Source organism: Pseudomonas sp. B611, from assembly GCF_055407965.1.
The window spans coordinates 113,051-139,911 of record NZ_JBUZST010000004.1; the positions used below are offsets into that span (position 1 = coordinate 113,051).

At 60.9% G+C, this 26,861-nt stretch carries 15 protein-coding genes; 6 read left to right on the forward strand and 9 right to left on the reverse strand.

Annotated features, from left to right (window positions below; genetic code table 11):
* The first annotated feature begins 5 nt into the window (after positions 1-5).
* The 3 genes from ACZRMO_RS11325 (at position 6) to ureC (ending at position 2,653) form a co-directional block, all read left to right on the forward strand.
* On the forward strand, positions 6-539 hold the full coding sequence (locus ACZRMO_RS11325) for a GNAT family N-acetyltransferase (RefSeq protein ID WP_463972910.1): 534 nt from the start codon (positions 6-8) through the stop codon (positions 537-539).
* A complete protein-coding gene (locus ACZRMO_RS11330) occupies positions 536-841 on the forward strand; it encodes an urease subunit beta (RefSeq protein ID WP_078046645.1) in 306 nt (101 codons plus the stop codon). Before ACZRMO_RS11325 ends, ACZRMO_RS11330 begins: the two co-directional genes overlap by 4 nt.
* Positions 842-952: 111 nt before the next feature.
* On the forward strand, positions 953-2,653 hold the full coding sequence (gene ureC / locus ACZRMO_RS11335) for an urease subunit alpha (RefSeq protein WP_463972911.1): 1,701 nt from the start codon (positions 953-955) through the stop codon (positions 2,651-2,653).
* Positions 2,654-2,669: 16 nt separating this feature from the next.
* Here ureC and ACZRMO_RS11340 read toward each other — a convergent pair whose 3' ends face one another.
* The 4 genes from ACZRMO_RS11340 to ACZRMO_RS11355 form a co-directional block, all read right to left on the reverse strand.
* The gene (locus ACZRMO_RS11340) at positions 2,670-7,769 is read right to left on the reverse strand and encodes a dermonecrotic toxin domain-containing protein (protein ID WP_463972912.1); all 5,100 of its coding nucleotides are present in this window, start codon (positions 7,767-7,769) and stop codon (positions 2,670-2,672) included.
* Positions 7,770-7,901: 132 nt separating this feature from the next.
* Positions 7,902-8,195, reverse strand: coding sequence for a dermonecrotic toxin domain-containing protein (locus ACZRMO_RS11345; protein WP_463972913.1), 294 nt, complete (start codon positions 8,193-8,195; stop codon positions 7,902-7,904).
* 484 nt (positions 8,196-8,679) lie between these two features.
* Positions 8,680-16,791, reverse strand: a complete 8,112-nt coding sequence (locus ACZRMO_RS11350; RefSeq protein WP_463972914.1) for an NEL-type E3 ubiquitin ligase domain-containing protein — start codon at positions 16,789-16,791, stop codon at positions 8,680-8,682.
* 86 nt (positions 16,792-16,877) lie between these two features.
* Positions 16,878-17,816 carry a DnaJ C-terminal domain-containing protein gene (locus tag ACZRMO_RS11355; RefSeq protein WP_463972915.1) on the reverse strand — a complete coding sequence of 313 codons (939 nt, stop codon included), beginning with the start codon at positions 17,814-17,816 and terminating at the stop codon, positions 16,878-16,880.
* Positions 17,817-18,053: 237 nt separating this feature from the next.
* Between ACZRMO_RS11355 and ACZRMO_RS11360 the strand changes: the two genes are divergently transcribed.
* Complete coding sequence (locus ACZRMO_RS11360) at positions 18,054-19,322, forward strand: Hsp70 family protein (protein ID WP_463972916.1); 1,269 nt, start codon at positions 18,054-18,056, stop codon at positions 19,320-19,322.
* 141 nt (positions 19,323-19,463) lie between these two features.
* On the opposite strand, the gene ACZRMO_RS11365 is transcribed toward ACZRMO_RS11360, so the two are convergent.
* From ACZRMO_RS11365 to ACZRMO_RS11375, 3 genes are all read right to left on the reverse strand, one after another.
* Entirely contained in the window at positions 19,464-20,477 is a 1,014-nt protein-coding gene (locus tag ACZRMO_RS11365; protein ID WP_017737507.1) for an AI-2E family transporter, read from the reverse strand.
* Positions 20,478-20,674: 197 nt separating this feature from the next.
* The gene (locus tag ACZRMO_RS11370; protein WP_257782056.1) at positions 20,675-20,977 is read right to left on the reverse strand and encodes a PsiF family protein; all 303 of its coding nucleotides are present in this window, start codon (positions 20,975-20,977) and stop codon (positions 20,675-20,677) included.
* 71 nt (positions 20,978-21,048) lie between these two features.
* On the reverse strand, positions 21,049-21,837 hold the full coding sequence (locus tag ACZRMO_RS11375; RefSeq protein ID WP_463972917.1) for an AraC family transcriptional regulator: 789 nt from the start codon (positions 21,835-21,837) through the stop codon (positions 21,049-21,051).
* Positions 21,838-21,934: 97 nt separating this feature from the next.
* On the opposite strand from ACZRMO_RS11375, the gene ACZRMO_RS11380 reads away from it, so the two are divergent.
* Entirely contained in the window at positions 21,935-22,810 is an 876-nt protein-coding gene (locus tag ACZRMO_RS11380) for a DMT family transporter (protein WP_463972918.1), read from the forward strand.
* Between the two features lie 121 nt (positions 22,811-22,931).
* Here the strand turns inward: ACZRMO_RS11380 and ACZRMO_RS11385 are convergent, their stop codons facing one another.
* Positions 22,932-23,822: an esterase/lipase family protein gene (locus tag ACZRMO_RS11385; RefSeq protein ID WP_463972919.1), complete on the reverse strand. Its 891-nt coding sequence runs from the start codon at positions 23,820-23,822 to the stop codon at positions 22,932-22,934.
* Positions 23,823-23,998: 176 nt separating this feature from the next.
* Here ACZRMO_RS11385 and ACZRMO_RS11390 point away from each other — a divergent pair, with 176 nt between their 5' ends.
* Complete coding sequence (locus ACZRMO_RS11390; protein WP_463972920.1) at positions 23,999-24,529, forward strand: ferritin-like domain-containing protein; 531 nt, start codon at positions 23,999-24,001, stop codon at positions 24,527-24,529.
* A gap of 195 nt (positions 24,530-24,724) precedes the next feature.
* Here the strand turns inward: ACZRMO_RS11390 and ACZRMO_RS11395 are convergent, their stop codons facing one another.
* Positions 24,725-26,794: an AsmA family protein gene (locus tag ACZRMO_RS11395; protein WP_463972921.1), complete on the reverse strand. Its 2,070-nt coding sequence runs from the start codon at positions 26,792-26,794 to the stop codon at positions 24,725-24,727.
* Positions 26,795-26,861 lie beyond the last annotated feature (67 nt).

The window sequence follows — 26,861 nt, forward strand, 5'->3', positions numbered from 1 at the left end:
GAGCGATGAGCGCGACCCAACTGCGTCGAGTCAATGCAGAAAGTTTTGCCCACTATCGCCAGGGCTTGATCGAACTGTTGCTGGACGCGGTCAGGCACGGCGCTTCCGTTGGTTTCATGGCCGACTTCGACGAGGCCCAGGCACGCGCCTATTTGCATAGCGTGAAGGCCAGCATCGAAGACGCCAGCCTGTTGCTGTGGGTGGTGGTGCGCGACGAGCAAGTCATCGCCAGCGTGCAATTGGCGCTGTGCCAGAAGGCCAACGGGCTGAACCGCGCCGAGGTGCAAAAGCTGCTGGTGCACAGCAGCGCACGGCGCCACGGCCTCGGCCAGCAGTTGATGAACACCCTGGAACTCGCCGCCCGCCAGCACAAGCGCGGCCTGTTGTACCTGGACACCGAGGCTGGCTCTCCTGCCGAAGCGTTCTACCAGTCGCTGCGCTACACCAGGATCGGTGAGTTGCCCGACTACTGCCAAAGCCCGGACGGGCGCTACAGCCCGACCGCCATCTACTTCAAGACCCTGGGGCAACCCTCATGATTCCTGGCGAATATCAGATCCAGCCTGGCGACATCGAACTCAACGTGGGCCGGCGCACCGTCACCCTTAGCGTGGCCAACAGCGGCGACCGGCCGATCCAGGTGGGTTCGCATTATCATTTTTTCGAGACCAATGACGCGCTGACGTTTGACCGGGCGGCGAGCCGCGGCATGCGTTTGAATATTCCGGCGGGGACGGCGGTGCGGTTCGAGCCGGGGCAGAGTCGGGAAATCGAGTTGGTGGATTTGAGTGGGGGCAGGCGGGTGTTTGGGTTTGCCGGGCGGGTTATGGGTGATCTTTAGGGCCTCTTCGCGAGCAAGCCCGCTCCCACATTTGGAATGCGTTCTCCTGTGGGAGCGGGCTTGCTCGCGAAAGCGGTCTCACATTCAACACAAATATTTCAGGGCACACACATGAAAATCACCCGCCAAGCCTACGCCGACATGTACGGCCCCACCGTCGGTGACAAGGTCCGCCTGGCCGACACCGAGCTATTTGTCGAAGTGGAAAAAGACTTCACCATCTACGGCGAAGAAGTGAAATTCGGCGGCGGCAAGGTGATCCGCGACGGTCAGGGCCAGAGCCAATTGCTCGCCCATGAAGTGGTCGACACGTTGATCACCAACGCGCTGATCATCGACCACTGGGGCATCGTCAAGGCCGACGTGGGCCTCAAGAACGGCCGCATCCACGCCATCGGCAAGGCCGGCAACCCGGATATCCAGCCCGGCGTGACCATGGCCATCGGCGCCAGCACCGAGGTGATTGCCGGCGAAGGCATGATCCTCACCGCCGGTGGCATCGACAGCCACGTGCATTTCATCTGCCCGCAGCAGATCGAAGAAGCACTCACCAGCGGCGTCACCACCATGATCGGCGGTGGCACCGGCCCGGCCACCGGCACCAACGCCACCACCTGCACCTCGGGCCCATGGCACCTGGCGCGCATGCTCCAGGCCAGCGATTCGTTCCCGATGAACATCGGTTTTACCGGCAAGGGCAACGCCAGCCTGCCCGAGCCGCTGATCGAGCAGGTCAAGGCCGGCGCCATCGGTTTGAAGCTGCACGAAGACTGGGGCACCACCCCAGCGAGCATCGACAACTGCCTGAGCGTGGCCGACGAATACGACGTGCAGGTGGCGATCCACAGCGACACCCTCAACGAGTCCGGCTTTGTCGAGACCACCCTGGCCGCCCTCAAGGGCCGCACCATCCACACCTATCACACCGAAGGCGCAGGCGGCGGTCACGCGCCAGACATCATCAAGGCCTGCGGCTTCGCCAACGTGCTGCCGAGTTCGACCAACCCGACGCGCCCCTTCACCCGTAACACCATCGACGAACACCTCGACATGCTGATGGTCTGCCATCACCTGGACCCGAGCATTGCCGAAGACGTGGCCTTCGCCGAAAGCCGCATCCGTCGCGAGACCATTGCCGCCGAAGACATCCTGCACGACCTCGGCGCGTTCTCGATGATCAGCTCCGACAGCCAGGCCATGGGCCGCGTCGGCGAGGTCATCACACGCACCTGGCAGACCGCCGACAAGATGAAAAAACAGCGCGGCCCACTGCCCGGTGACGGCCCCGGTAATGACAATTTCCGCGCCAAACGCTACATCGCCAAGTACACCATCAACCCGGCAATCACCCACGGCGTCAGCCACATCGTCGGTTCCATCGAAGTGGGCAAATGGGCCGACCTGGTGCTGTGGCGCCCGGCGTTCTTCGGCATCAAGCCGACCCTGATCCTCAAGGGCGGCGCGATTGCCTCAAGCCTCATGGGCGACGCCAACGCCTCGATCCCTACGCCGCAACCGGTGCATTACCGCCCGATGTTCGCCAGCTTCGGCGCCTCGCTGCACGCCACCAGCCTGACCTTTATCAGCCAGGCCGCCCAGGACGCCGGGTTGCCCGAAGCCCTGGGGTTGAAGAAGCAGATCGCGGTGGTCAAGGGCTGCCGCAACGTGCAGAAAACCGACCTGATCCACAACGATTACTTGCCGGACATCGACGTGGACCCGCAGACCTACCAGGTCAAGGCCGACGGAGTTTTACTGTGGTGTGAACCGGCCGAGGTGTTGCCGATGGCCCAGCGCTATTTTTTGTTCTGAACCCGCGTGCCGGTGCTCACGATCGGTCCTTGGAGCCGATCTGTGGGCTGCGGCCCAGGATCTGGTCGGTCAGACGAAGCAGCACGTTTTTACGCTCTTCGCCCAACTGTGCGCTTTGCGTACTGAACTCGTCTTCGGTCATCACATCTCCTGCGACCATTTGAGCGGCAGCCTTGCCCAATGTCAGCTCCAAATCGCTGATGGTTGCCAGTAGGTCAGTCTTTTGCTGCGCCGACAGCGCCCCGTTATTGGCTAATTGTCGCTGCGTAGCCTGAAGGTCGATCAGTGCATCGCTCTTGGCGTCAAAGCTCTCGAACGCTTCAGCGAATGCCCCTTGCAGGTAACTTTCCCAAAAGGGTTGCTCGACCATGGCATTCCTCATTGCATCCCCCTGATCCAGGGCCTTGATGCGCTGATAGGCCGCCTCGACCATGCTCGGTGTCACATCGGGTTCTTCAAACATCATGCTTTTGGACTGCCAGGGCAGTTCGAGCCGAGCCGCCAACTGCGTGGCATACGCAAGATGGATTTCCACTTCATCAATACTGCGCAGGGCGTTGCCTTGGGCATCCCGCCGGGTAATCAGCAGCCCACGCTCATCGTATTCAGGGAACATCCGCCCTTGTTCGAGCAACTGGCTGACCGTTTCATTGGCAATACGCCCCAGCTCATCGAGTCGCACCTTGCTCTTGGTGAGTTCCAGCAGTTCAAGCCTCAACAAGGCCGGATCGGACAGGGACTGGGCCTCATATAGCAAGACCTCAAAGCCCATGGTGTTGAACAACTGCGCAATCGCATCCACGCAGGTAGCCGGCGCTATAGCCATCTCGAACAAGTGCTCGCTCAGCGCTGCGTCCTCAGCCATCGCTTCGAGCATGCGCCAGACCTTGGCGGTGAGATCCGCTCGGTAAGCCGGACTTTTCGCATCCGAAGAGTCGCTCAAGGCGCGCAGCTCATCGAAGAAAGGCTCACTGCCGGGCGCCTCCTCAAGGCTATTCCATACCGGCTGTAAATCCACCCATTGCAGCTGTGTCAGCCCCGCCATCCAATTCGCACTGTCCTGCGCGCCTCGGGGCGGCAGTCGACGATTCGGATCGAAACCCACGGATTCGAGATAGAGCTTGAGTTTCTCGAGCACCTGTGGCGCCAACCAGTCGCGGGTCACTGCCGTTCTGGCGAGAATCTTCGCGCGCTCCGAACCTGGTGCAACGTCGGGAATGGCGGTGAGGCGATTGCCGGTCAGCTCAAGCACGAACTCCCGTGGCCGGGGAGAGGCAAATATGCCCACGGGCCATTCCTGCAGCCCGCACCCCGATAAATACAGCCACCTGAGCCCAGGCATACGGCTGATATCCACCGGTTGGGACAGCGGGTTTCCCGAAAGTGCCATCCATTCCATAAAGCGCAGGCCGCGGATCTGTAAAGCGGTCTCTTGCGTCAATACAATTTGGTTGTCTGACAGCTCAAGGCCCTCCAGAAAAGGTAGGTCGGCAAGGGCTTCAGGCAGATAGGTCAGTTGATTGCCTTCGAGGTTGAGGATACGAAGCTTTCGAAAGGACGTCAGAAAACGGGTGCCCTGGTCGGTCAGGCCACAGTTGATAATGTGCACGCTGGTCACATGATCGAAGTTGCCAGGCAACGGTGGCAGCGTCTCGAGTTGCGCTCCGGTACCCGGTTTTTTCAGGACGATACGCTCGCCCCGATAACGGCTGTTCATATCCAGATCGCGGACGCCACACTTTTTCCAAGCGTACTTGAGGGTGTCACTGATGGCCCGCCGCGCACGCAACGCCTCCCTGTCACGAGGCCCCTCCACCAGCCAGCGGTTCAAGACATTGTCCAACTGTTTGAACTCAGCCTCCAGCGCCTTTAGCCACCTGTCATCTTCGATACTGCGGGAGCGCAGGAACTCGTCAATCTGCTCCGGGGACATGGTGTCATAGAGGTTCTTCACGCGCTCCTCAATGATTTGGCGCCAGGCGCTTTTCCCACCGCCGCTGAGCGGGTAACCCAAGCGACCACCCGAAAGACGATGCGGCCGCGTGAACCACGCCCGGCGTTCCGGCTGCATGCGCAGTAAACGACGCAGTGTTTCCCAGGGCAGCACGTTATCCAGCAGCCGCGCTCGCAGTTGATCGCCCTGCCCCACTGAGAACAGGCCGATCGCGTTGCGGTGGGCATCCGGCAGAGCATGCTGCAGCGACCCATACAGCCCATTGATACCATGCAGTTCCTGCCCCCTCGAATCAAAAGCCTGGTATTGCCCATCCGCTATTCGTACCAGTGTCTTTAAATCGCTCGCACTCACCTCCCCGAAGGCGGCACGCAGCTCGCCGGTCAACCCGCCTTCGCGCACCTCTAGGCGCAGGTTGTCGGTCCACCCAGGCAGGTTTTCCAGGCTGTTTAGAACGAGGGCTTCAGTGTCTTTGTTGACTATCGCTTCCAGATACAGCCCTGCATACGCCTGGCTCATCCGATAGCGCTGTTGAGAGCGACGCGCCAAGTGCCCCACTCGCAACGGAATTTTCCTATCTTCGTATAGCTGTCTGCGTTCGGCCTCGCTGATATCGGTGAGCAACTCCTGCACGATCAGGGTTGGGAGTTTTTCGAAGGCTCGCTGAATCCGGGCCACTGCCGCATCAGCGAGTGGTTGGCCAGATTCGTAGAGGCTGCGCATTATGCGTGACCGGCAGTACGCGGCACGTGCTTGCAGCATTTTTTGCACCGCTGCGATACGAGCTTGGGAGTGAGGAGGAGTTTGGCGCCCGATCAGCTGATCGATCTGGCCTTCATCCAGAAATTCGAGGATGCGCCGAGGCAATTGCCCAGTCATCAATTCGTTGCGACTGACCACCAAGACGCCGCGTCCCGTCGCTTCCACGTTACCGTACTTGACTGAGGCCCCGCTTAGGTCTTCTCCCGTGAACGCCTCGATTGCCAGTGCGCGGGGCCAGTTTGGCAGTTCGACTGCAAGTGACGCGGCATAGCCACACAAACTGTCCGAAAGTGCCCCCGCTCCGATGCCATGCGACACTTGGATGGCCTGGTCGTAGGCTCGAAACCGCTGAAACGTGTCGAGCAGGATGGCGGGTATCGGTTCGCCTTCCACGTGAATCCGGCGCAGCCAATCTTCCTCGATGCCACTGACGTGACGAATCTGCTCCAATTGCGCATCACTGAAACCCTCCGCCACGGGTCCAAGCCGGCGCATCAAGGTCAGCCCCTGCCAGGTCAACGGGCGTTCCAGTTCATGGTTCCAGGCGCCACTGCCGTTTTCCACCAACGACGGCCGGTAGGCGTCGGCGCGTGTCGGATGCTCGATGAAGTAACCCTCGGTCTGTGGGTCCTTGACTACGCCATAACGTCGCCCTTCCAGCATGAGGTAGCGGCGATCCCCGACCTGCTGCAACCCACGCTCGTCCACCGTCCGTGTACTCGACAGCGGTCCGTCGTACGCGTAGGCAGTCAGGTCAGGCTTCCACAAGCGGGTTTTGCCACTGGGCAGTTGCACCGCCTTGAGGCTTTCGATAAAGGGCGACACGGTGAAGTGAAATACAGCGGCTCCGGCCGCCAGTTGTGCCATGTTTTCCAGCACATCACCGATGTGTGCCCAGCCCGCTTCACGGTCTCCTTCGCTTAGCTCGACCACGCCGTCGAGCACCTCGTAAAGCATCTGCCCGACCATTACCACCGACATTATCGCGCCCAAGGGCGGCAGCGCGATCGCCAGCAGGTTGACCGCGAACAGGCCGATATTGAGGTAATGTTGCAGCCGCGCCCCACGCGCGGTCGCATCGGCATCTGCTGTGGGAATGGCCTGTGCACGGGCGTCCGCGAGCAAGCGCGCACGCCAACTTTCATAACGTTTTGACCACACGTCAATATCGGTCCACAGGCCATCAATGGCATCGGCGTTGATCGCGAAGTTCGGGTCGGTGACCGGAACGCGCACCTTGGGTTGAGGGTCACCCAGCAGCGAACTGACCGGTGACAAGCGTGGCGCGGCAACATCCACCACCAGCTTGCCCCACTCCGAGCGCAGCCATTGTGCGGCGAACGGTTGCGGCGGCGCATCCACGACCAGCTCGGTGAGCCGACGAAAATAGTACGGCCGGTCTTTGTAGGCAATGAAGCGACTGATAAAGCGCTGGTATTCATTCGCTGAGATACCGGCGGCACGGTCCTGGTCTATCGCTTGGGTCTTGAGTCGCCGGCTCAACGCATTCTGGAATTCGCTGAAGGTGGCGTAACGTTTAATCGGGTGTTCGGGATCATCCGGGATATAGGCAATAAACTCGTCGGAATAGCGGTTTTTGACGCAGGGCTCAATGAGCAGGCAGTCGTGAAGATGCAGGTTCATCAGGCAGGGGATTCTGTACCAAATCTGTTTGTCACCGAGCATGATCCTGCGTTCGCCGGCCGCCACTCTAAGCAACAGCGCATGATCGGTGGCGTCGATATCCGCCTTGAGCAAGGCCATATATGCCGCTGCCAGGAAGGCGTCTTTCTGGTAACGCAGATAGCGCTCGCGCCACACCCCCTCTGCAAGTGCCTGCGCCGGGTACAGCAAACCCTTAAGGTGGGCCTGGTATTGAGCCCCCAGGTCAAGTTCACGGCATAGTTTTACAAAGTCTTCAATCTTCAGGGCAGTGGTATGTCGTTCGAAATGCCCCCGCGCGTCAGGCTCGGTGATGAAACCCGACGCGGCGTTGAAAAACCCCACCGCAGTCTCACTCGCATCGAAGTTGTTCAGCCCCGCCTGCAACAGGGAGAACGTCTTGACCTTGAAGCCTGCGGTAGTGACGCGGAACCCATCCGCGACCGGACTGTACAGGCGCAGCCAAACGCGATTGACGTCCAGCGGGTAGCCGGCTTTTTTCAGTGCGGCCTCCAGCAACGGTTGGCAAAACTCCTGCACGGTCTGGAGCTTTCCCAGGGTCGTGTCCATGGCATTGAGGGATTCGCAGCGAGCGTCGAGCAGTACCTTGAGCTGTTTTTTCTGTGAATCGGTAGCGGCCGCGTACCACGGTGGCACCTGCGCAGGCGTACGTCTTAGCGCTAGACGGCGAGTTGACGCGGATTGCACCATGCAGGGAGCAATGGCTTGCTTGATCAACGCATAGTGACGTCCTTGCTCACCTGGCAAGGACGTTTGAAGTGTGGGGGTGGTCTGGGATTTGGGCACGGGATAACCAACTGTCGGGAAAGAAAGTCATCCTAAGCCCGCCCTTTTTACCGGCGGCGTTAACTATCTACGCGCCTGCAGCACGTCGTCGATGTGTTGCTGATAGCGTTTGCCCAGGTCGAGGGTGCGACACAGCTTGGCGAAGTCATGGGGGGCAATCGGCTGGGCATAGGCGTTGACAGTGGGGAAGTCGGCAATTATTTCGCCGTCATAACTGCCCCAACCGGTGATGATCTGGCAATCGTTGCAGCGTGCCGGCCGGGCCTCTTGCGGTTCGAAATTGGCCAGCGCGGCTTCCAGCAACGAGATGCCCCGGTACTCATGGTTGAGGGCCGAATCCTTCTGGTTGTCGAACACCAGAAACCCGAAAAATCGTCGCGGTCCTTGAAGGCGTATTTGCGCGCGAAATACATGTTGCGCACGTCCAGGTCGAGGTTGAATTGCGCCTTGATCGCGTCCTTCAGCGGCTGTTCGGCAAAATCAAATACATCGTTGAAGCTTGCCAACCGGGTTTCCAGTTGGTTCAAGGCTTCGCGATAGGTCTTATGGCGGCTCGCCAAAGCCGCCTGTTGTTCAGGCGTGGCACTGTGGTACCAGGATGGCAAGTGCAATTCGTAGTTGCTGAGTTCGGTTTGGCGCTGCGTACTGGCCAGGGTGAACCAAGCCGGTACGCGGTCCTTGAGAAGGTCTGCATTGACGGTGCCGCCTGTGGCGGGCGGGCTGAGCGTAGAGCCGGGCATGGCAAATCTTCCGTGATAAGGGTGAATGCCATAAGCCTACCCGCCGCGCAAACGCAAAAAGCCTGATTATGCACCCCGTGCCCCACCCGTCACGATGCGGCTCAATCAGGCTGGAACTCAGCCTTGATCATGGCCTCGGTGTACCCGTAGTCCAGACGCAACTCGGCCCCCGCCGGGATGTCCTCGGTGGCCCACACCGTATTCAGCAGAAAGTCCTTCTTGACGGTTTTCACCGCAGGCGCCACGCCCAGCAGCATGTCCGTCTCCACGTGAAACGGTATGGTCTCGACGTTGTAACCTTCAGCGGCCTGGCGCACTGGGTTGCCATTGGCGTCATAGTCAAAGCGTGTATTTATCCTGGAAAGAATATTGTCTCCCGAGAGACTGACCGGCTCTGTGACGTACCGCCCCGCTTCATATACCGCGCGGCTACCCACCGTCATGGTGAACGCGTTGCCACCCGAGCCATAAAGCCCGCGGGGAAGGACTGTACCGCCGTACACGCCGACGACCTCACCTTTGGCGATACGCCGGTTGGCAACCACCGTGAGTTGTCCCACCAGGGATTGTTCGCCCGCAATCTTCACATCCTCTGCGGTAAACGTGCGCACCTGGAGTTTTTCTTCATACAAGTACGCCACGTCTTCGTACCCGCCGAATTTGATGTACGGCTTGACCTGCAGTGAGGAGTATCTAACCCCGGACTCCACGACAACTGCCTCGCGCTCCAATTTTCTGATGCGAATCGGCCGGCCCTGATAATCGCGCAGCGGGTACTTGCCGTTGTTGGCGCGAATATACGAACCGATGACATTACGTCCGGTCGTGAAGTGGTCGTCCCGTCGCATTGCGCTCAGTTCCTGCGCGGTATAGGGCTTGATCGGAAGCGACTCGGACGCCAGTTCAAATTCATCGTCGGACTGGCCGGAAACCATTCCGCCGGGCCGGCCATCACGACGCCACACGCCTTCTAAATCCGCCCGGGCGATGATGCCGCTGCTGACCAGCGTTTGCGGGTCATTCGGCGCCGGCACCCATAGCAAGTAGTTATGCGCATCGCCGGCATCGGGCATGCTCGCCACGAAGTAGGTGCGGCCATCAAATTCAATAGCGGTCGCGCGCGCGCGCAGCAGCTCACGGCGGGCGCCAATGGCTCGTTCGTGCAGCACCTCAAGGTCAGGGCCACGAGCAGCCGGCGCAAAGGCGGCCTCTTCTTCTCGGGAGAATTGCAGCAGGCTCAGGTTGCGCTCGGTTGTCTGCTCAACCTTCAACGCGAGCATCGCTTGCGCATAGGCGGGGTCGGCAAGGTCGGTGTATGCACCTTCGACCTGCTCTCGTTGCGCCTCGCCGCGCTGCTTGAGTGCGGCAAAGGGCTGCGGGTATTTGTCTTGCAGGTAGCGCACCCAATACGGCCGACTGATCAGGTCGTCGTAGAACGTATCAGTTGTCTCAGCCTGCTCCACCTCACGCAGAACACTGTCGCGCAGGTCATCCTGGATCGGGCGGGCATAGCGCATGTATCTGGGCTGGCCAGGCAGTTGCAGGCCATCGCGCCAACCACTGGCGGTGCCGATGCGGTAGCTCAGGCGCACTTCGGCCTTGTCGTGTCCGCTCACCGTATCCAGGTCAGCCAGTTTCTCCACCTGGCCCAACCGAAACAACTTCCGGGACAGATTCATCAGCGCCCGTCCTCGCGGTTCCAGCCCCGCAGGAATATCCCGCAAGGCCTCATGCTCGAAGGCTTTGACCTCCAGGTCGCTGAACGCCAAGGTGCGGCCGTCCGCACAGGTGTTATGGGTTTTCGACATCTGGAACAGCACCTCGCGCAACTCAGTGTCACGCTCGGCCGACTCCAGCAGGCTCCAGACCCTGCGCGTCAAGTCTGCACGCACCTGCCTGAACTCTTCGGTGTCTTGCATGAGCAGCAGCAGGTGGAAAAACGCCTCGTGCTCCGGTTCGGCCGTCAACCGCTGCCAGAGGGCGCGATAGGCCGGGAGGTCGGCTTCGGGCAGAGGCTGCAGCCAGGGTTCGAGTTGGGCGGCCATTGCCTCGACAGACACCGGTGCAATGTCCTCATCGGACTCTGGCGGCTGTTCGTCGGCATCGGAACCGCCCGCGCCCGGTTCACTGTCGGACCTCAGCTCGTCGCGGCTCATGCCCAGTACCTGACGATCCATGGGTTGGCGATCGGCGTACTCTCGCACCTGCTGCCGACTGTGCGCAGAAAGCTGCAGGTTGTCACTTAGGTCGGTGCCCGCCAGCAGGGTTTCATGACTGCCATCAAACAGCCCAGCGGGGAGGTCGGTGATCTCGTTGCCGCTCAAGTTCAGGCGGCGCAACTGAGGCGCTTGCAGTGCGCCTTCCGGCCAGCGCCCCAGCAGGTTGTGGCTCAGGTCCAGTTGTTCCAGATGGCCAAGTTGATCGACGCTGAATGCATTCAGGTTGTTGTAACCCAAGTCCAGCGCGCGCAAGTTCCCCAATCGGCGCAACACCGGGTACAACGGCGCCACGTCCGTCAGGCCGATACTCGCCAGGTCAAGCCGCTCAAGCAACGCCATGTCGGCCAGGGCCTCAGGCAACGCGGAGAGCGCCTGGCCATTGAGCGTCAGCGTGCGCAGGTTGGGAAAGGCGCGCAGGAACCCGTTGGAACCTTGGGGGGTGATCCGCACGCCCGTAAGGTCCAGGCGCCCCACCTGGGTAAAGTCGCCCGCAAGGGCAGGCAGATCGCCGGTTTGCAGACCATTGAGGTCCAGGGTGTAAGGGGCCATCCCCGGCGCGTCGAGCACACCTTGTCGCCAGCAGTCGATGATCTGTGCGGCAGCTTGGCTACGGCTCTGCGCGTTGATCTTCCAGCCCCTACCGGATGATTGCCGAACGAACAGCCAGCCGTTGAGTTCTTGCGTCAGGGCATCTAAAACCAGGTTCGAATCGATCAACCGTGCGTCGATCTGCGCGTTGGACAAACCCTGCGCAGCCAGACCGCTGAGTTCGCGCTGTACCTGTTCGGCGGAAAGATCCGGGCGCAGGCGTTGCATGCATTGCGTGCGCCAGACCGGGCCCGATCCAGCTGGCAAGGGCGAAGTCCGTGGCAACAGGTTGGCCGCAATGGATGAGCCACTCTCCATGACCGGAAAACTACCGTCCCCCTCCTGGGCAATAAAACGCTTCAGGGTCTCATCGGGCAACCCCAAGGTGCGCTCAAGGCGTTTGACCTCCTGGGTCAAGGCTGCTTGTGAGGCGTCATCTAGACCGTCAACATCAAAACGACTGTTGAGTAACAAGTCATCGCTGCTCAGCATGCCTGCCGGCAGCGTCGTGAAGCCCGTACCGCGCACATCCAGCCACTTCAGTTGAGACAACTGCTTGATACCGATAGGCCATTGCGCCAGCGTGGCCCCCTTGAGATCCAGACGCTGGAGTTGACTGAAACCGCGCACATCGAGGGTATTGAGGGTGGCGCCCGCGCAATCCAGTATCTCCAGCTGCGGCACGTCATCGGCGCTGATTGGCAGGGTTTCCAAGGTACTGTGGCTCAAATCCAGTTTGCGCAATCCGCGAAACACAGAGATGAATTCATGCAGCCTCGGGATGGGCTTGTGGCCTCCCAGCAATCTTATTTCTTGCACGTTATCGAATCGGTTGGTGGGCAATATTGGAAGATCATCCAGCACACTTGCATCCAACGTCAGAACCGAGCGAGGCGTCAACTGCGTGTACTTTTGCATGAGCCCTTGGTACCAACAGACTTGGATATCCTCGGCCAACTCCACCCGTGCCGAGTGAATCTGCATTTTCTGTCGGGGATTGGCCAAGTTCATCAAGTCATCTGCAGTCACCTGTTGTTCGTCAGTCCAGCTGCGCAGGCTGGCAGTCAGTTCAGCGTGCTCAGTGCTCAGCGCCTCAATGGCGTCGAACCGCGCCTGCGCCCCCGACCATTTGCTGAGGAAACCCTCATTAATAAGGCCCGACCCACTCATCTCTAGCCGATGCCTGGATCGGTTGGCTTCGCTTTTGAATCGCTTCAACGCTCCCCGGCAGTACTCGCTGACCATTTCTTCGCGGTCCACCCAATGTTCACTCTGGCGACCGAGATAGTCATAGGCCGTCTTGAAGGACTGTCGATCAAGGCCTGACCAATCCAGCGAGAGGCCACGCCAGAGTTGCTCATGGCCAGGGGTATAAAGCTCGGCAGGTAAGCTGTGAATCGAGGCCCTCTTGAGATTCAGACGTTGCAAATGGGGCAATTCAAGCACTCCGGTCGGCCAGTTCCCGTTGAACAGGCCAGAGAGCGTCAAGCTACGCAAGTGCATCAGGCGAGAGGCATCAAACCCACGACCGACCTCCAGGACTCTGTCCAGATCGAGGCTCTGTAACTGCGTCATTCGCTCCAGTTTTTCGACCTCGGCACTCGCAAAGGCCTCACCGGGCATATCCACGGAGATAGCCAGCTCAGTCAGTTGACTCAGGTTTTGCAGCGCATCGGGTATTCGCGTCATGCGCGCGTTGGTAACCGAGATCTGCAGCCGCTCCACCTTGGGAAAAGTCGCCAACAGCGCTTCCACATTGTTGTCCGCCAGACCATGCCCCCCCACCCGCAATTGCCGGATGTGAGAGAAGTCCGCTTGCAGGGCCGGCAGTGGCTCACTGAAATACAGATCAAGCCGTGCAAACTGCGGCAAATCGGCCAGGGGCGCCATCTGCCAGCTGTTTTTGAGCGTGCTCACGATGCGCCGCCTGCCATATATTTCTTCGGCCATGCCTCTACGTGCTGGCGGTCCTTCGGCCACCCACTGATCCAGCGCGGCTTCGAGGGTTTGCCATTCACGCAGACGCGTATTAAGCAGATTGACGATGTCCCGTCCGGATTTGCCATCCACCCTTTGCCTGAAGATAAACCCGCTCACCTGATCTTCAGTCAGTTGCGTGTACACCGCCTTGACCCTTGCCTTCAGGTCGAGGCCTTCACCCGGCCCATAGCCGCTGGCGGGGTAGCCAATCAGAGTATCGCTGATGCGCTGCGGCGGCTTGAACCCACCGCGCACGCGACTGCGCTCGGCGATGACCTGCGCCGCCCGGTCGGGATGGGCGATGGTCTCGTCGATAATCAGCCGTTGCAACTGCGCGTGCTGGTTCACCTGAGGCACGCCGAGGGCGCGGCGGGTTTCGTCAGGCAGGGCCTGCATCAGCGCCGCGTAGAAATTCTTGCCGCCTGGCGTCACGCTGTGCAACGACTCGCCCTGTTCATCGAACGCCTGGTAGCCAGGCCCTTGCTTGACCAACACTTTGCGGCTCGCCGCCTCCTGTGGGCCGATGGCATCCAGTTGCGGTCCGCTGAACGTGCCTTCGCGCACCTCCAGGCGCAGCCCAGGCGTCCACCCCGGCAGCTCGGCCAAGCTAGACAGGGCCAGCCGCCGGCTGTCGGCCGAGACCATGTTTTCCAGGTGCAACCCGGCGTAGGCGTGGCCCAGGCTGCCTTCCTGCGCATACCAGCGCGCCTGCTCCAATAAGCGCAGGGGGACATTTCCGGTGTCTTGCATCCGGGCATGTTCTGCGCCGTCGGCATCGGCCAATACCGTTTGCGCGGCCGGCACGCTCAAGCCAGGGCACTCGCGCTGCAGCTTGGCCACCCAAGGGGATTGGCGCTCGGTGCCGGTGTACAGGCTGTCGAAAATCGCAGGTTGGCGCGTGCGGGCAAAGTGTGCGAGTTGCTTGGCAAACTCCTGGGGCCGCGTCGCGGACACACGTGCAGGCTCGCCCCCGAGCAAAGGGGTAATTTCAGCTTCGTCCAACTGCTCGATAATGCGCTGTGTCAGTTGGCCGCCCAATACATCGGCGCGGGTGATGCGCAGCGCCGCTTTGCGTTGGCCGGTGGCGATACGCAGCTCCGAGCCGTACTTGATCGAAGGCCCACTCAATTGGTCGCCTTCAAACACCTCCAACACACGGCCAACCGGCCAGCGCGGCATTTGCGTCACCAGGGGCAGGCCGTACAGATAACGGCCGTTGATCGGTCGCGCGCCTTCCAACTGCTCCAGCACCTGGTCAACGCCTTGGTCCGCGTCGAACAACCACATGGCATCGGTCAGTGCTGGGGGTGGCAAGGCGTTATCCACGTGCATCTTGCGCAGGGTGTTGTCGTCCACACCACTGACATCGGCGATGCGCAGCAATTGCTCATCAGTGAACGCCTGCGTAACCGGCCCCATGCGTCGCAGCAGTGTCAGGCGGTCCCAGCTCAATGGCCGCTCCAGCGTATGACGCCAGGCACCCGCCTGGTTATGGGTGAGCAAGGGCTGATAAGCGTCGGCGTCAGTGGGGTGGCGAATGCGCCAGCGCTTGAGGCTTGGGTCCCAGGTGGTTTCATACACCTTGCTGTTGAGACGGATAAAGGTCTTGCCGTTGAGTTCATATTGACCGAGCGGGTTGGCGCTGCCGGTTAGCGACACGCTGTGTTCGTAACCGCTCAAGTCGGCTTTCCACAGCCGGGTCTGGTCGTTGGGCAACGTCACCGCGTCAAGGTTTTCGATGACCGGTTCTGCCTTGACCCCCGCCAGTTTGGCAAAGGCCTTGCCGGCGCCGGCAGTGACCGCCAACAGCGCGAGGTTCTCGGCCACATCCAGCAGGTGCGCCTTGGCAGCGCGTCGGTCGCTTTCACTCCACTCAAGCGCGCCCTCGAACGTTTCGTACAGCAACTGTCCGGCCATGACCACCAGCATAAGCTCGCCCAATACCGGCACGAACATCGTCACGGCGGTGAACAGCAGCATGCCGATATTGAGCAACCGCGCGAATTTTTCCGAGCGGGCCTTGGCGTCGGCGTCCGCCGTGGGCACCGCGTGGGCGCGTGCATCGGCGATGACCTTGGCGCGGTACTGGTCGAACAGGTAGGTCCACAGGTCAACGTTTTCGGCCCACAGCCCATGGCCTTCGCGGGTCACTTCCCGAGGAGCCAGGTAAGGGTCCGGGTTGGCCTTGCGCGCCGCCTGGGGCAATGGCGGTAGGTTGCGGATCCCAGTGAAGACGGCAAACGGGTTGAAGCCCTTGGCCAGTTCATTAAACAGGGCCGTATAGGTTGCCACCTTGTGTTTGAAAGAGGGGTTCGGGGCATCTTCCGTCAGCTGGCTGAAGTAGTCCGGCAGGTCGGCATAGGCGACGAAACGGCTGAAAAACCGCTGGTACGGTGTGGGGCTGCCATCCTCCGCCGTCGTGGCGTCACGGCGAGTAAACCGCTGCTTGAACGCACTGGCCATGCTCGCGCCGGTGTAGCGCTTGAGCGGCGACTGCGGGTCATGGGGAATGTAAAGAATCCACTCATCGGTGTAGCGGTATTTTTCGCTGATCATGAAGAGCACGCAGCCGGTCATGCGGTGCTTCATCAGGCTCAAGTCGCGAAACCACACCGGTTTGCCACCCACCGTTGGGAACTGCTCGCCCGCGACCACCGACAGGATCATGTGGTAATCCTCAGGCTGGATATCCTTTTTCAGCAGTGCGATCTCGGCTGCCACCCGCAACGCGGTTTTCTGCGCAGTAATGAATTTTTCTCGCAGCCCATGCTCGGCAACGGCGTCCTGGGGCTGCAGGTAGTTTTTCAGGTACACCTGGTATTGCGTGCCGATGTCCAGGGTGCGACACAGCTGGGTGAATTGCGCAACGGTCAGCGAGGTGCTGACGGGGTTGAAGGCGTCGGTTGCAGGGTCTTGCTCGATGAACCCAGAAGACTCATGAAACGCCCCGTCCTTGCACTCCGAGGCTTCGAAGTTATGCAGCGCAGCTTGCAGCAGCGGCAGTTTCAACACGTCGTAGCTGGCGACATCGATGCCGAGAATGCCCACTTCGACAGGTTGCCTGAGCTGCAAGAGGGTCTTGTTGACGTCCAGGGTGACGTTGAATTGATCTTTCAACGCCTTGACCAATAGCGGCTCGGCGAAGTGATCGATGTCTTGCAGGGAAGCCATGGCCTTGTCCAGGCGAGTCTGGGCGGCGAAGCTGGCCACCGCCTGGGTGTGCAAGGCTTGGCGCTGGACGGTACTCGCTTGCCGATACCAGCTTGGCGACTGCAGCGTTCCAGCCCGGAACGCGTCACGGCGGGCTTGGGTCGCGTTGATCAGCCAGTCGGGAATCGCTTGTTCGATGAACTCGCCGTGCAAGCTGCGAGAAATCGGCGGACGGGGCTGCGCCTTGGCAGGCGTGACAGGGAAAATATCGGGCATGGCGTTGCTCCTTTGATTAGGAGCGTCAGCACACCATGCCCGACGACGCGACCCGCGCTAGATAGGTAGCGCGGGTGCTCGATGCCTCAGAAATGCTCCCGAGGATTGAACGCGGCCTTTTTCGCCAGTTCCTGCCACAGGGCGATGGTTTCGTCGTCGGCCTGCTTGGGCATCACAGCCTTGAGCTGGATATACAGAAAGCCGCGCTCCCCGGCCTTATTCAGCAAACCGTGGCCCTTGGCGCGCATGCGCTGGCCATTCTGGCTGCCGGCAGGCACCTTGAGGTTGATCTTGCCGGTCAGGGTCGGCACCGCCACTTCTGCGCCCAGCGCCAGCTCCCACGGTGCCAGCGGCAGGTTGATGATCAGGTTTTCGCCTTCCACTTCGAACTTCGAATGGGGCGCAAACTTGATGATCAGGTACAGGTCGCCATTGGCACCTCCACCAATACCCGGTGCGCCCTGCGCTTTGAGCCGGATACGCTCACCGTCGGCCACGCCGGCGGGGATCTTCACGTTCAGGCTCTTGGTGGTGTTGCTCACATGCCGGCCCGAGGCGTCGTATTGCGGCACCTGGAAGCTGATCTGCTTGGACTCGGTGGACAACGTGTCCTCAAGCGAGACCGTCAGTTGCATCTCCACGTCCTGGCCCTTGCGCCCGGCAGGGCGGCGTTGGCCGCCACCGAAGGCGTCTCCACGCGAGCCGAAGATCGAACTGAAGAAGTCCGAGAAATCCTCACCGCCGCCACCACCGCCAAAACCGCCACGGCTCTGCCAGCCCGGTGGCCCCTGGAACGGCTGGCCATGCTGGCCGTATTTGCGCAGCTCATCGTATTCGGCGCGCTTGTCGGCGCTTTTGAGCGCCTCGTAGGCTTCGGACGCGTCCTTGAACTTGGCTTCGGCGTCTTTTTCCTTGCTCACATCGGGGTGATATTTGCGTGCGAGCTTACGATAGGCCGCCTTGATTTCCTTGTCGTCGGCCGTCGGCTCTACGCCCAATATCTTGTAGTAGTCTTTGAAATCCATCGGCGGTTCACCATCCTTAATCGAGATCGCACAGCCCGGGGCACAACGTGCGCTGCATTGCACCTGTTGAGTGATGTGGCCTGGGGGTGCGTCAAAGTGTTATCGGCATTCGCCGTATGCAGAAGATGTGGGGGCGAATTCCCCACTTTCAAGGCGCATTTATAGATAGCCGGCCTACGCATCCGCCGTCGACTGGCATACACTGCGCGGCCGTTTTTCAACCGGAACCTGATTGTCATGGAAAACCCATCCCCAGCCCGTGCCTGCGGCATCGACTTTGGCACGTCCAACTCCACCGTCGGCTGGATCCGCCCCGGCGAGGAGACGCTTATTGCGCTGGAGGACGACAAGATCACGTTGCCGTCGGTGGTGTTCTTCAACTTCGAGGAACGCCGCCCGGTGTACGGTCGCCTGGCGCTGCACGAGTACCTGGAAAACTACGAAGGCCGGCTGATGCGCTCGCTCAAGAGCCTGCTGGGTTCCAAGCTGATCAAGCACGACACCAGCGTGCTCGGCACGGCGATGCCGTTCACCGACCTGCTGGCGCTGTTTATCGGCCAGCTCAAGAGCCGCGCCGAAGCCAACGCCGGCCGCGAGTTCGAAGAAGTGGTGCTGGGCCGCCCGGTGTTTTTCGTCGATGACGACCCGATGGCCGACCAGGAAGCCGAGAACACCCTGGTGGACGTGGCGCGCAAGATCGGCTTCAAGGATATTTCGTTCCAGTACGAGCCAATCGCGGCCGCGTTCGACTACGAGTCCACGATCCAGAAGGAAGAGCTGGTACTGATCGTCGATATCGGCGGTGGTACGTCCGACTTCTCCCTGGTGCGCCTGTCGCCGGACCGCCGCCACAACGACAACCGCCAGAGCGACATCCTCGCCACCGGCGGCGTGCACATCGGCGGTACCGACTTCGACAAACAGCTCTCGCTGAACGGCATGATGCCGCTGTTCGGCTACGGCAGCCGCATGAAAAGCGGCGCCTACATGCCCACCAGCCACCACATGAACCTGGCGACCTGGCACACCATCAACTCGGTGTACTCGCAAAAGTCCCAGTTGGCATTGGGCAGCATGCGCTACGACATCGAAGACACCGGCGGCATCGACCGCCTGTTCAAGTTGATCGAACAGCGTGCAGGGCACTGGCTGGCCATGGAAGTGGAAGAAACCAAGATCCAGCTGACCCACGAAGACAGCCGCCACGTGGCGCTGGACCGTATCGAAGCAGGCCTGAGCGTAGACCTGAGCCGCGCACTGTTCGAGTCGTCCATCGACGCCTTGCTGGAGCGCGTGCGCGGTAGCGTGACGCAGTTGCTCAACGACGCTTCGGTGAGCGTGGCGCAAGTGGACACGGTGTTCTTTACCGGCGGTTCCAGCGGCATTCCGGCACTGCGCCACAGCATCTCGGCGATGTTGCCGAATGCGCGGCATGTGGAAGGCAATATCTTTGGCAGTATCGGCAGTGGTCTGGCGATTGAGGCCAGCAAGCGGTACGGACACTGAGTTTCACCTGAAAGACCGTGGCGCCCCCTTCGCGAGCAAGCCCGCTCCCACATTTACTGTGTTTACACATTTCGACCTGTGAACACAGTCAGTGTGGGAGCGGGCTTGCTCGCGAAGAGGCCAGCCCAGGCAACACAAGCCTTAAACCATCCCCCCAAGCTTCAACTCACTCTTGAGATACGCATAATAAATCGGCCCCGCCACCACGCCCGGCAGCCCGAATGCCGCCTCAAACACCAGCATCGCCAGCAGCAACTCCCACGACTTGGCACTGATCTGCCCGCCAACGATCCGTGCATTGAGGAAGTACTCGATCTTGTGGATCACGATCAAGTAACCCAACGCCGCCACCGCCACCCAGATCGACAGCGACAGCGCGACGATGGTGATCAGGGTGTTGGACATCAGGTTGCCGATCACCGGCAGCAGGCCCAACAGGAAGGTCAGCACGATCAGGGTTTTGGTCAGCGGCAAGTGAATCCCGCACAACGGCAACACCACGGCGAGGAACACGGCGGTGAAGGCGGTGTTGAGCGCGGCGATCTTGATCTGCGCGAAGACAATGTTGCGAAAGGCCTGGACCAGCAGGTGCAGGCGGTCGAACAGGGCGGCGGCCAGGGGTTTGCGTTTGGTCAGGTCGGGCACGCGTTGCAGGGCGATGATTGCGCCGAGCACCATGCCGATCAGCAGGGTGACGAACATGTGGGCGGCGTCTTTGCCGACCAGTTGCAGTTCGCTCAAGTGCTTGCTCATCCAGTCGCCGATGGCCACGCGGAATTCGGCGGCGCTGGCGGGCAGGTAGGCGTCGATAAACGGCGGCAACTGGCCGCGTGCGCGGTCGACCACGCCCATGAATTTGTCGAGGGAAGCCCCGGGGTTTTCCGCTTCGTGGAGCAGGAAGCTGATGGCACCGGCAAAGATCAGGGTCAGCACGCTGACGATCAAGGTGCCGAGCAAGGCCACCGCCAGCCAGCGAGCGCGCCGGCCTTCGATCAGCCGTTGCAGTTGCGGGGTGAGCATGTTGACCAGTTCAAACACCAACAGGCCAGCCAGCAGGCTCGGCAGTAATTTGAGCGGCAGTACCAGCAGCAGTCCGCCGAAAATGATGATGTAGCTGGCCAGCAACAACACATGACGCTGAGAAAACGTTGGCATACAGCCTCAAAACAAACGGCGTTAAAGGATGGGCAGTCTGCCAGCCTTGAGGGAATCAAGCGAGAGCTCTGAAAATTGTGAACACCGTCAATGTGGGAGCGGGCTTGCTCGCGAATGCGGTGTATCAGTCGCCAAATTTGTTGACTGACCCACCGCATTCGCGAGCAAGCCCGCTCCCACAAGGGGTATGTGCGGTGTCAGCTGCCTTTGAGGCAAGTGCTCATAAAGGTCTTGCGCGCGTCGCCAGCCAGCGCCTTGGTCTTCGCCGACGCATTGCAGTCTTTCATCTTCTGCTGCTGCGGCGTCAGGGTCTTGGCGTCATTGGCCGCCGGGGCCGACAGGCAGGTTTTCATGAACGCCTTGCGGTCGTCGCCCTTGAGGGTCTTGGTGGTGGCTTCGGCGTTGCACGTGGTCATTTTGTTCTGCTGGGCGGTGGCGGCAAAGCCCTGGGAACACAGCAGCAGGCCCATCATCAACAACGGAATTCGCAGCATCTTCATGGAGTTTTCTCCCTGTTACTGTGCCGAGGGGCACAGCCTACCCAGCAGTGTAGTCAAAGCCTGTTACATCTTCACCGACTTCGGATATTCGTCCGCCGATACTGCTCCGGCGTGCAACCGGCATGACGCTGGAACATCGCGATAAAGGCCGAGGCGGTGCTGTAGCCAAGGTCGAACGCCACATGTTGCACGCTGTGCTCGCTATCGAGCGCTTCGATCGCCGCCAGGTAACGCAGGCGCTGGCGCCATTCACCAAAACTCATGCCCAGCTCGCGCACAAACTGGCGCGCCAGGGTGCGTTCGCTCACGTGCACCTGCGCCGCCCAATGGGCCAGCGGCCGGTTGTCGCCGGGATCGGCCTGCATGCCCTCCAGCACACCGAGCAGGCCGGGGTGGCGGGCGTAGGGCAGGAAGCACTCGTGGATCGGCGCCTGCTTGAGCTGGTCCACCAGCACCTGGGCCAGGCGGATGTCGGCTTCGCTTTCGGGGATATTCACGTCGCGTTGGGCGAAGTCACTGAGGATCGCCTTGAGGATTTCGCTGATCGCCAGGGTGCACGGCTGCTGCGGCAGTTGCGCGCACAGCTGCGGGGCCAGGCCCACCGAGTGGTAGACGATGGCCTCGGCGTTATAGGAGCTGTGCTCGGTGTGCGGCGGCACCCACACCGCGTACTGGGGCGGCGACATAAAGCGGTTGCCGGCCACTTCCATGCGCATCACGCCGCTGGCGGAGTAATCCAGCGAACCCCAGCCATGCTGATGCGGGGTGCACTCGGTGTCGGGGGCAAAATCGGAGTAGCGGAAGTAAACCGGGCTTGGCAGGCTGCCAAAGTCCGCGAGGCGTACGGTATGTCTGGCCATGTTGTCTGGATACAAAGGTCGTTTGTCTGGATCGCAGTATAGGCTTCGATCCAGACAAGGGATAATCCCGGCTCATCAACACACCTGGTTTCTTTCGATGCAATACGCGTATCCCCTGCTGGCCATTTTCATCTGGGCCGGCAACACCGTGGTCAACAAGCTGGCCGTCGGAACCATCTTCCCGGCGGAGATCGGCTTTTACCGCTGGCTGCTGGCGGCGCTGCTGTTTACGCCATTCATGCTCAAGCCGGTGCTCGCCAACTGGGCGCTGATCCGCCCGAACCTGGGCAAGATCGTCATCCTTGGCGTGCTGGGCATGGCGGTGTACCAAAGCCTGGCGTACTACGCCGCGTCGCTGACCACCGCGACCAACATGGGCATCATCCTGTCGCTGATGCCGTTGATGGCGCTGACGGCGGCAATCATCAGCCTCGGCCAGCGCCTGACCTACGGCGCCCTCACCGGTGCGGTGCTGTCGTTTGCTGGCGTGGTCGTGGTGGTGTCGTCCGGCAGCCTGGGCGCGTTGCTGCAACACGGGGTCAACCTGGGCGACGCGATGATGCTGGTGGCCACCCTGGCCTATGCGGTCTACAGCACCCTGCTGAAAAAATGGCAGCTGCGCCTGCCGCCGTTGGTGTTGCTGTATTTGCAGGTGCTGGTGGCGGTGGTGGTGTTGTTTCCGCTGTTTCTGTTCTCGCAGAAAGCCGGCCTGGGCTGGGCGAATATTCCGCTGGTGATGTATGCGTGCTTGCTGGCTTCGATGCTGGCGCCGTTGGCGTGGATGCATTCGGTGAAGACGTTGGGCCCGAGCCGGACCACGTTGTTTTTCAATTTGCTGCCGTTGATTACGGCGCTGATTGCGGCGGTGGTGTTGAAGGAAGAGTTGGCGTTGTATCACTTGGTAGGGGGGTTGCTGACGTTGGGCGGGGTGATCCTTTCGGAGCGTTGGACCACGCCGGTCAGAGCAGCCTAGACGCAGTTCAAAATGTGGGAGCGGGCTTGCTCGCGAAAGCGGTGTGTCAGTAACAGATGAGCTGGCTGACCCACCGCTTTCGCGAGCAAGCCCGCTCCCACAATTGGACCGAGTCGGCCGGCTACACCCCAGCGGCCTTCAGCCTTTGGGCATGCTCCACAAACAACCGAATCGGCTCCGCCCCCTTCCCGACCAGCCCCATGGACTGGTTGACGATATCAAAGTGATCCAGGGGAAAGTCATCACCAATCACCAACCCCAGGTGTGAGCTGTAACGCCCGACCATGCCATCACACTGGCCCTTCTCCCGCACAAAGCTGCGGGCGAACAGGCGACAGCTGCGGTTTGTGCCGTCGAACAGGTTGCGGCCACGGTCGGTGATGCCCGGCTGCAAGGTGCCGGACCACGAGTAATAACGCACGCCATTGACCTCTGCGGCCCCCTGCCCGCCCCAGGTCTCGGGCAGGCCTTGGGGATGCTGACGATTGAACAGCGCCACCCCGGCACTGGTCAGCGAATGGTGGGACGCCTGCAAGTCCGCCTTGAAACGCGGCCCGCGATAACCGGTTTCCAGCACACCCATCACCCACGCGACCAGATGGAACAGCGCACTCATGAGCCGCCCCTTCACGCCGTCGATGGGGTAATGGAGGTGGATATGGTCCGCCAGTTCCGAACCATGATTGGGCCCAGCCACCGACGTCACCGACGCCACCCACTCCGGGCGTTTGGCCGCCGCATAACGTGCGGTCAGCGAGCCTTGGCTGTGGCCGATCAGGTTGACCTTGTCGGCGCCGGTCTCCTCACGAATCTGCTCGATCTGCGCCAGTAACTGCTCGCCGCGCACCTCGCTGGCATCCAGCGGCGCCACCTGCACGGCAAACACCTGCGCCCCGCCCGCACGCAACGCCGGGACGATGCCGTACCAGTAGGGGAAAAACCCTAAACGCACAAAACCGAGCATGCCGGGGACCAGCACCAACGGGTAACGCGTGGCTAACGACTGCGGCATGGGGCGAACGTCCTCGAAACGGCTGACCTGAGCGCAAGCCTAGCCCAGCCTCAAGTCGGGCTGATGACGCCGTGGGTAAATCCGATAAAACTTTTTGCGCCGCCCGGGACTCACAACTTCGAGCGATCACGCCGCTAGAGCGTGGCGCAAAACCGGATTAGCCCCAGGAGATCGAGATGACTGAAGTTCAACTGACAGACGTTGCCACCCTGCGCAGCCGCGCCCGCAAGAACGTCGAAAACGGCGCGGTGACCGAAGGCTATGACGCCGACCGCAAAGAAATCATCCGCTTGCTCAACGAGTCGCTGGCCACTGAACTGGTCTGCGTGCTGCGCTACAAGCGTCACTACTTCATGGCCAGCGGGCTCAAGGCGTCCGTTGCGGCTGACGAGTTCCTGGAGCACGCCACGCAAGAAGCCGAGCACGCTGACAAACTCGCCGAGCGCATTGTGCAGTTAGGTGGCGAGCCGGAGTTCAACCCCGACCTGCTGTCGAAAAACTCCCACGCGCAGTACGTGGCAGGCAATAACTTGAAGGAAATGGTCTACGAAGACCTGGTGGCAGAACGGATCGCGGTGGACAGCTATCGCGAGATCATCCAGTACATTGGCGATAAAGACCCGACCACCCGCCGGATCTTCGAAGACATCCTGGCCCAGGAAGAAGAACACGCCGACGACATGGCCGACATTCTGCAGGGCCTCTAACCAACAACCTAACAACACATATCAATGTTTGATCGTTCCCACGCTCTGCGTGGGAATGCCGCCGGTGACGCTCTACGTCACGCCTTCAAGAGCGGACGCAGAGCGTCCAGGGATGTATTCCCACGCAGAGCGTGGGAACGATCATGTGGGAGCTGGCTTGCCAGCTCCCACACTTTTTGATCCCTGTTTGTTCAGTTAGCCCTTCACTGTTTTCGGGGCCTTGCCTTCCTTCATCTGCTGCAACAACGGCGCGCACTGGTTCGGCACGTCCCCACTCGGCGCGATCAACGCCAGCAAGCCCGCTGCCGGAGCGACGATCACACCCAGCGCCACCATGCCCGCGCCACGCAGCATCAGCGGTACCGCTTTCACGCCGGCGTTGGGCTTGATGAACGGCCCATTGACGTACAACGGTGAGCGCAGGGAGAACAGGCGAAAGCCTTTCGATTCCGGGGTGATGGTCAGGTCCAACTGCTCGGTGGCCATGTTCGCGGTGCCATCGATGTAGATGATGGCGTTCTCGGTATCGAACACAAACAAGCGTGTCGTGGCCAGGCCGGTCTTGATGCCGAAGTCAGCGGCCGCGCAGTTGATCTTCACTTCCTTGTCGCCAAACAGGCGGCCCACCACGTAGTTGCCGACGTTGAGCCCGGCGATTTCCATCAGGCCACGGCTGATGGCGCCGTCGTTGATCAACATCTTCAGGTCACCGTTGGAACTGCCCAGCAGCGCTGCCACGGAGTTGCCGCGCCCGGCGATATCGGCGTCGCCATTAAGCTCGCCAAAGCTGGTTTTCATCGGTTCGAAGGTGGGGAACAGCTGCTTGAGCTTGAAGTTGCGCGCGGTGAGTTTGGCGCGGCCTTCCATGGGCGTGATGCGGCCATTCAGGCGGATCTGCGCGTCGAGCTTGCCGCCAGCCACGCCGAAACGCAGGGGTTCGAGGCTGAGTTGGCCGTCGTTGAGCACCAGGTGGGTGTAGAGATCGGTGAACGGCAGTTCGGCACTGTGCACGATACGTTTGCCGGTGAATTCCACGTCGGCGTCCATGTCGCGCCAGCGTTCAGTGCGGAACTCTTCCACCGGCAGCACCTTGGTCGCCGGTTGTTTGCTTTCACCGCCACGGGCCTTTTGCTTGGCGTTGGAGTCGGCGCCGATCAAGGGCGCGAGGTCGGCCATCAGCAGTTGGTTGGACACCAACGCGCCGCTGAGCTTGGGCCGTGGCTGGCTGGCGACATAGGCGAGGTTGCCGTGGATGTCGCTGTTGCCGATCTTGCCGTTGAAGTTTTCATAGGTGAATGACGCGCCGCTGGCTTCGTGCAGCTTGGCGATCAGGTGGCCGTCGGTGGAATAGGCCGGCGAGTCCGGCAGGGTTACGCCGGTCAGCGGGTACAGGTTACCGAGGCTTGAGCCTGCGAGTTTCAGGCGCAGGTCGAGGGCGCCGAGGTTGAGCGGGTCGGTCAAGGTGCCGGCGAGGGCGATGCTGGTATCGCCGACCTTGACCTGGGCTTGCAGCGGGAACGGCTTGGCCGCGTCCTGCAAGGCAAGCAGGCCGCCGATCTTGCCGCTGCCGTCGAGTTTCTGCCCGTGGTACTGGCCTTTGACCTTGAGGGCGAATGCATAGTCTTGCGGCGCCGCGCCTTTTTCCAGGGCTTTCTTGGCATCCGCGTCGCCGACGATTTCGCCGAACGGGATCGGCTTGCCCAGGGGGTCGATGATCATATCGAGCTGGGTCTTGAGGGTTTGGTCGTCGAGGGTCACATGGCCTTTGTCGAAGCCGATGGCGCCGATGTCGACCACCCAGTTGGACGGTTCGGCATTCGGGTCCTTGGGGTCGAAATTGAAGGTCCAGTTGGCGCGACCGTCGGCGAGGCGTTGCAATTCGGCACTTGGCTCAGTCAAGTCGATACGCGGGATCACCACGCGCTGCACCAGCAAGGCCAAGGGCGAGATGCGCAACTCGACCTTCTTCAGGGTGACCATTTGCGGTTTTTTCGACCAGTCGGGGTTGCCCAGGGCCAGGTCCTCGGCGATCACATGGGGCCACGGCACCCAGGCGCGCCAGCCGCCTTCATCGGGCTCACGGGCCCACACCACGGCCAGATTGCCGTTGATGGCAAACGGGCGATGCAACTCTTCGGAGACCTTGGCATTGATCTGCGGCTTGATGCGGTTCCAGTCGAAGAACGCCAGCACCAATACCACCACGGCGATTAATAGAACGAAGCTGGCACAGCTCCAAGCGACGATTTTGCGCGTGCGCGTCATTGCACAGGACTCCTGAATACGACTACCGCTGAACTACAGCTCATAAGGGTACGACTGGCAAACCGCC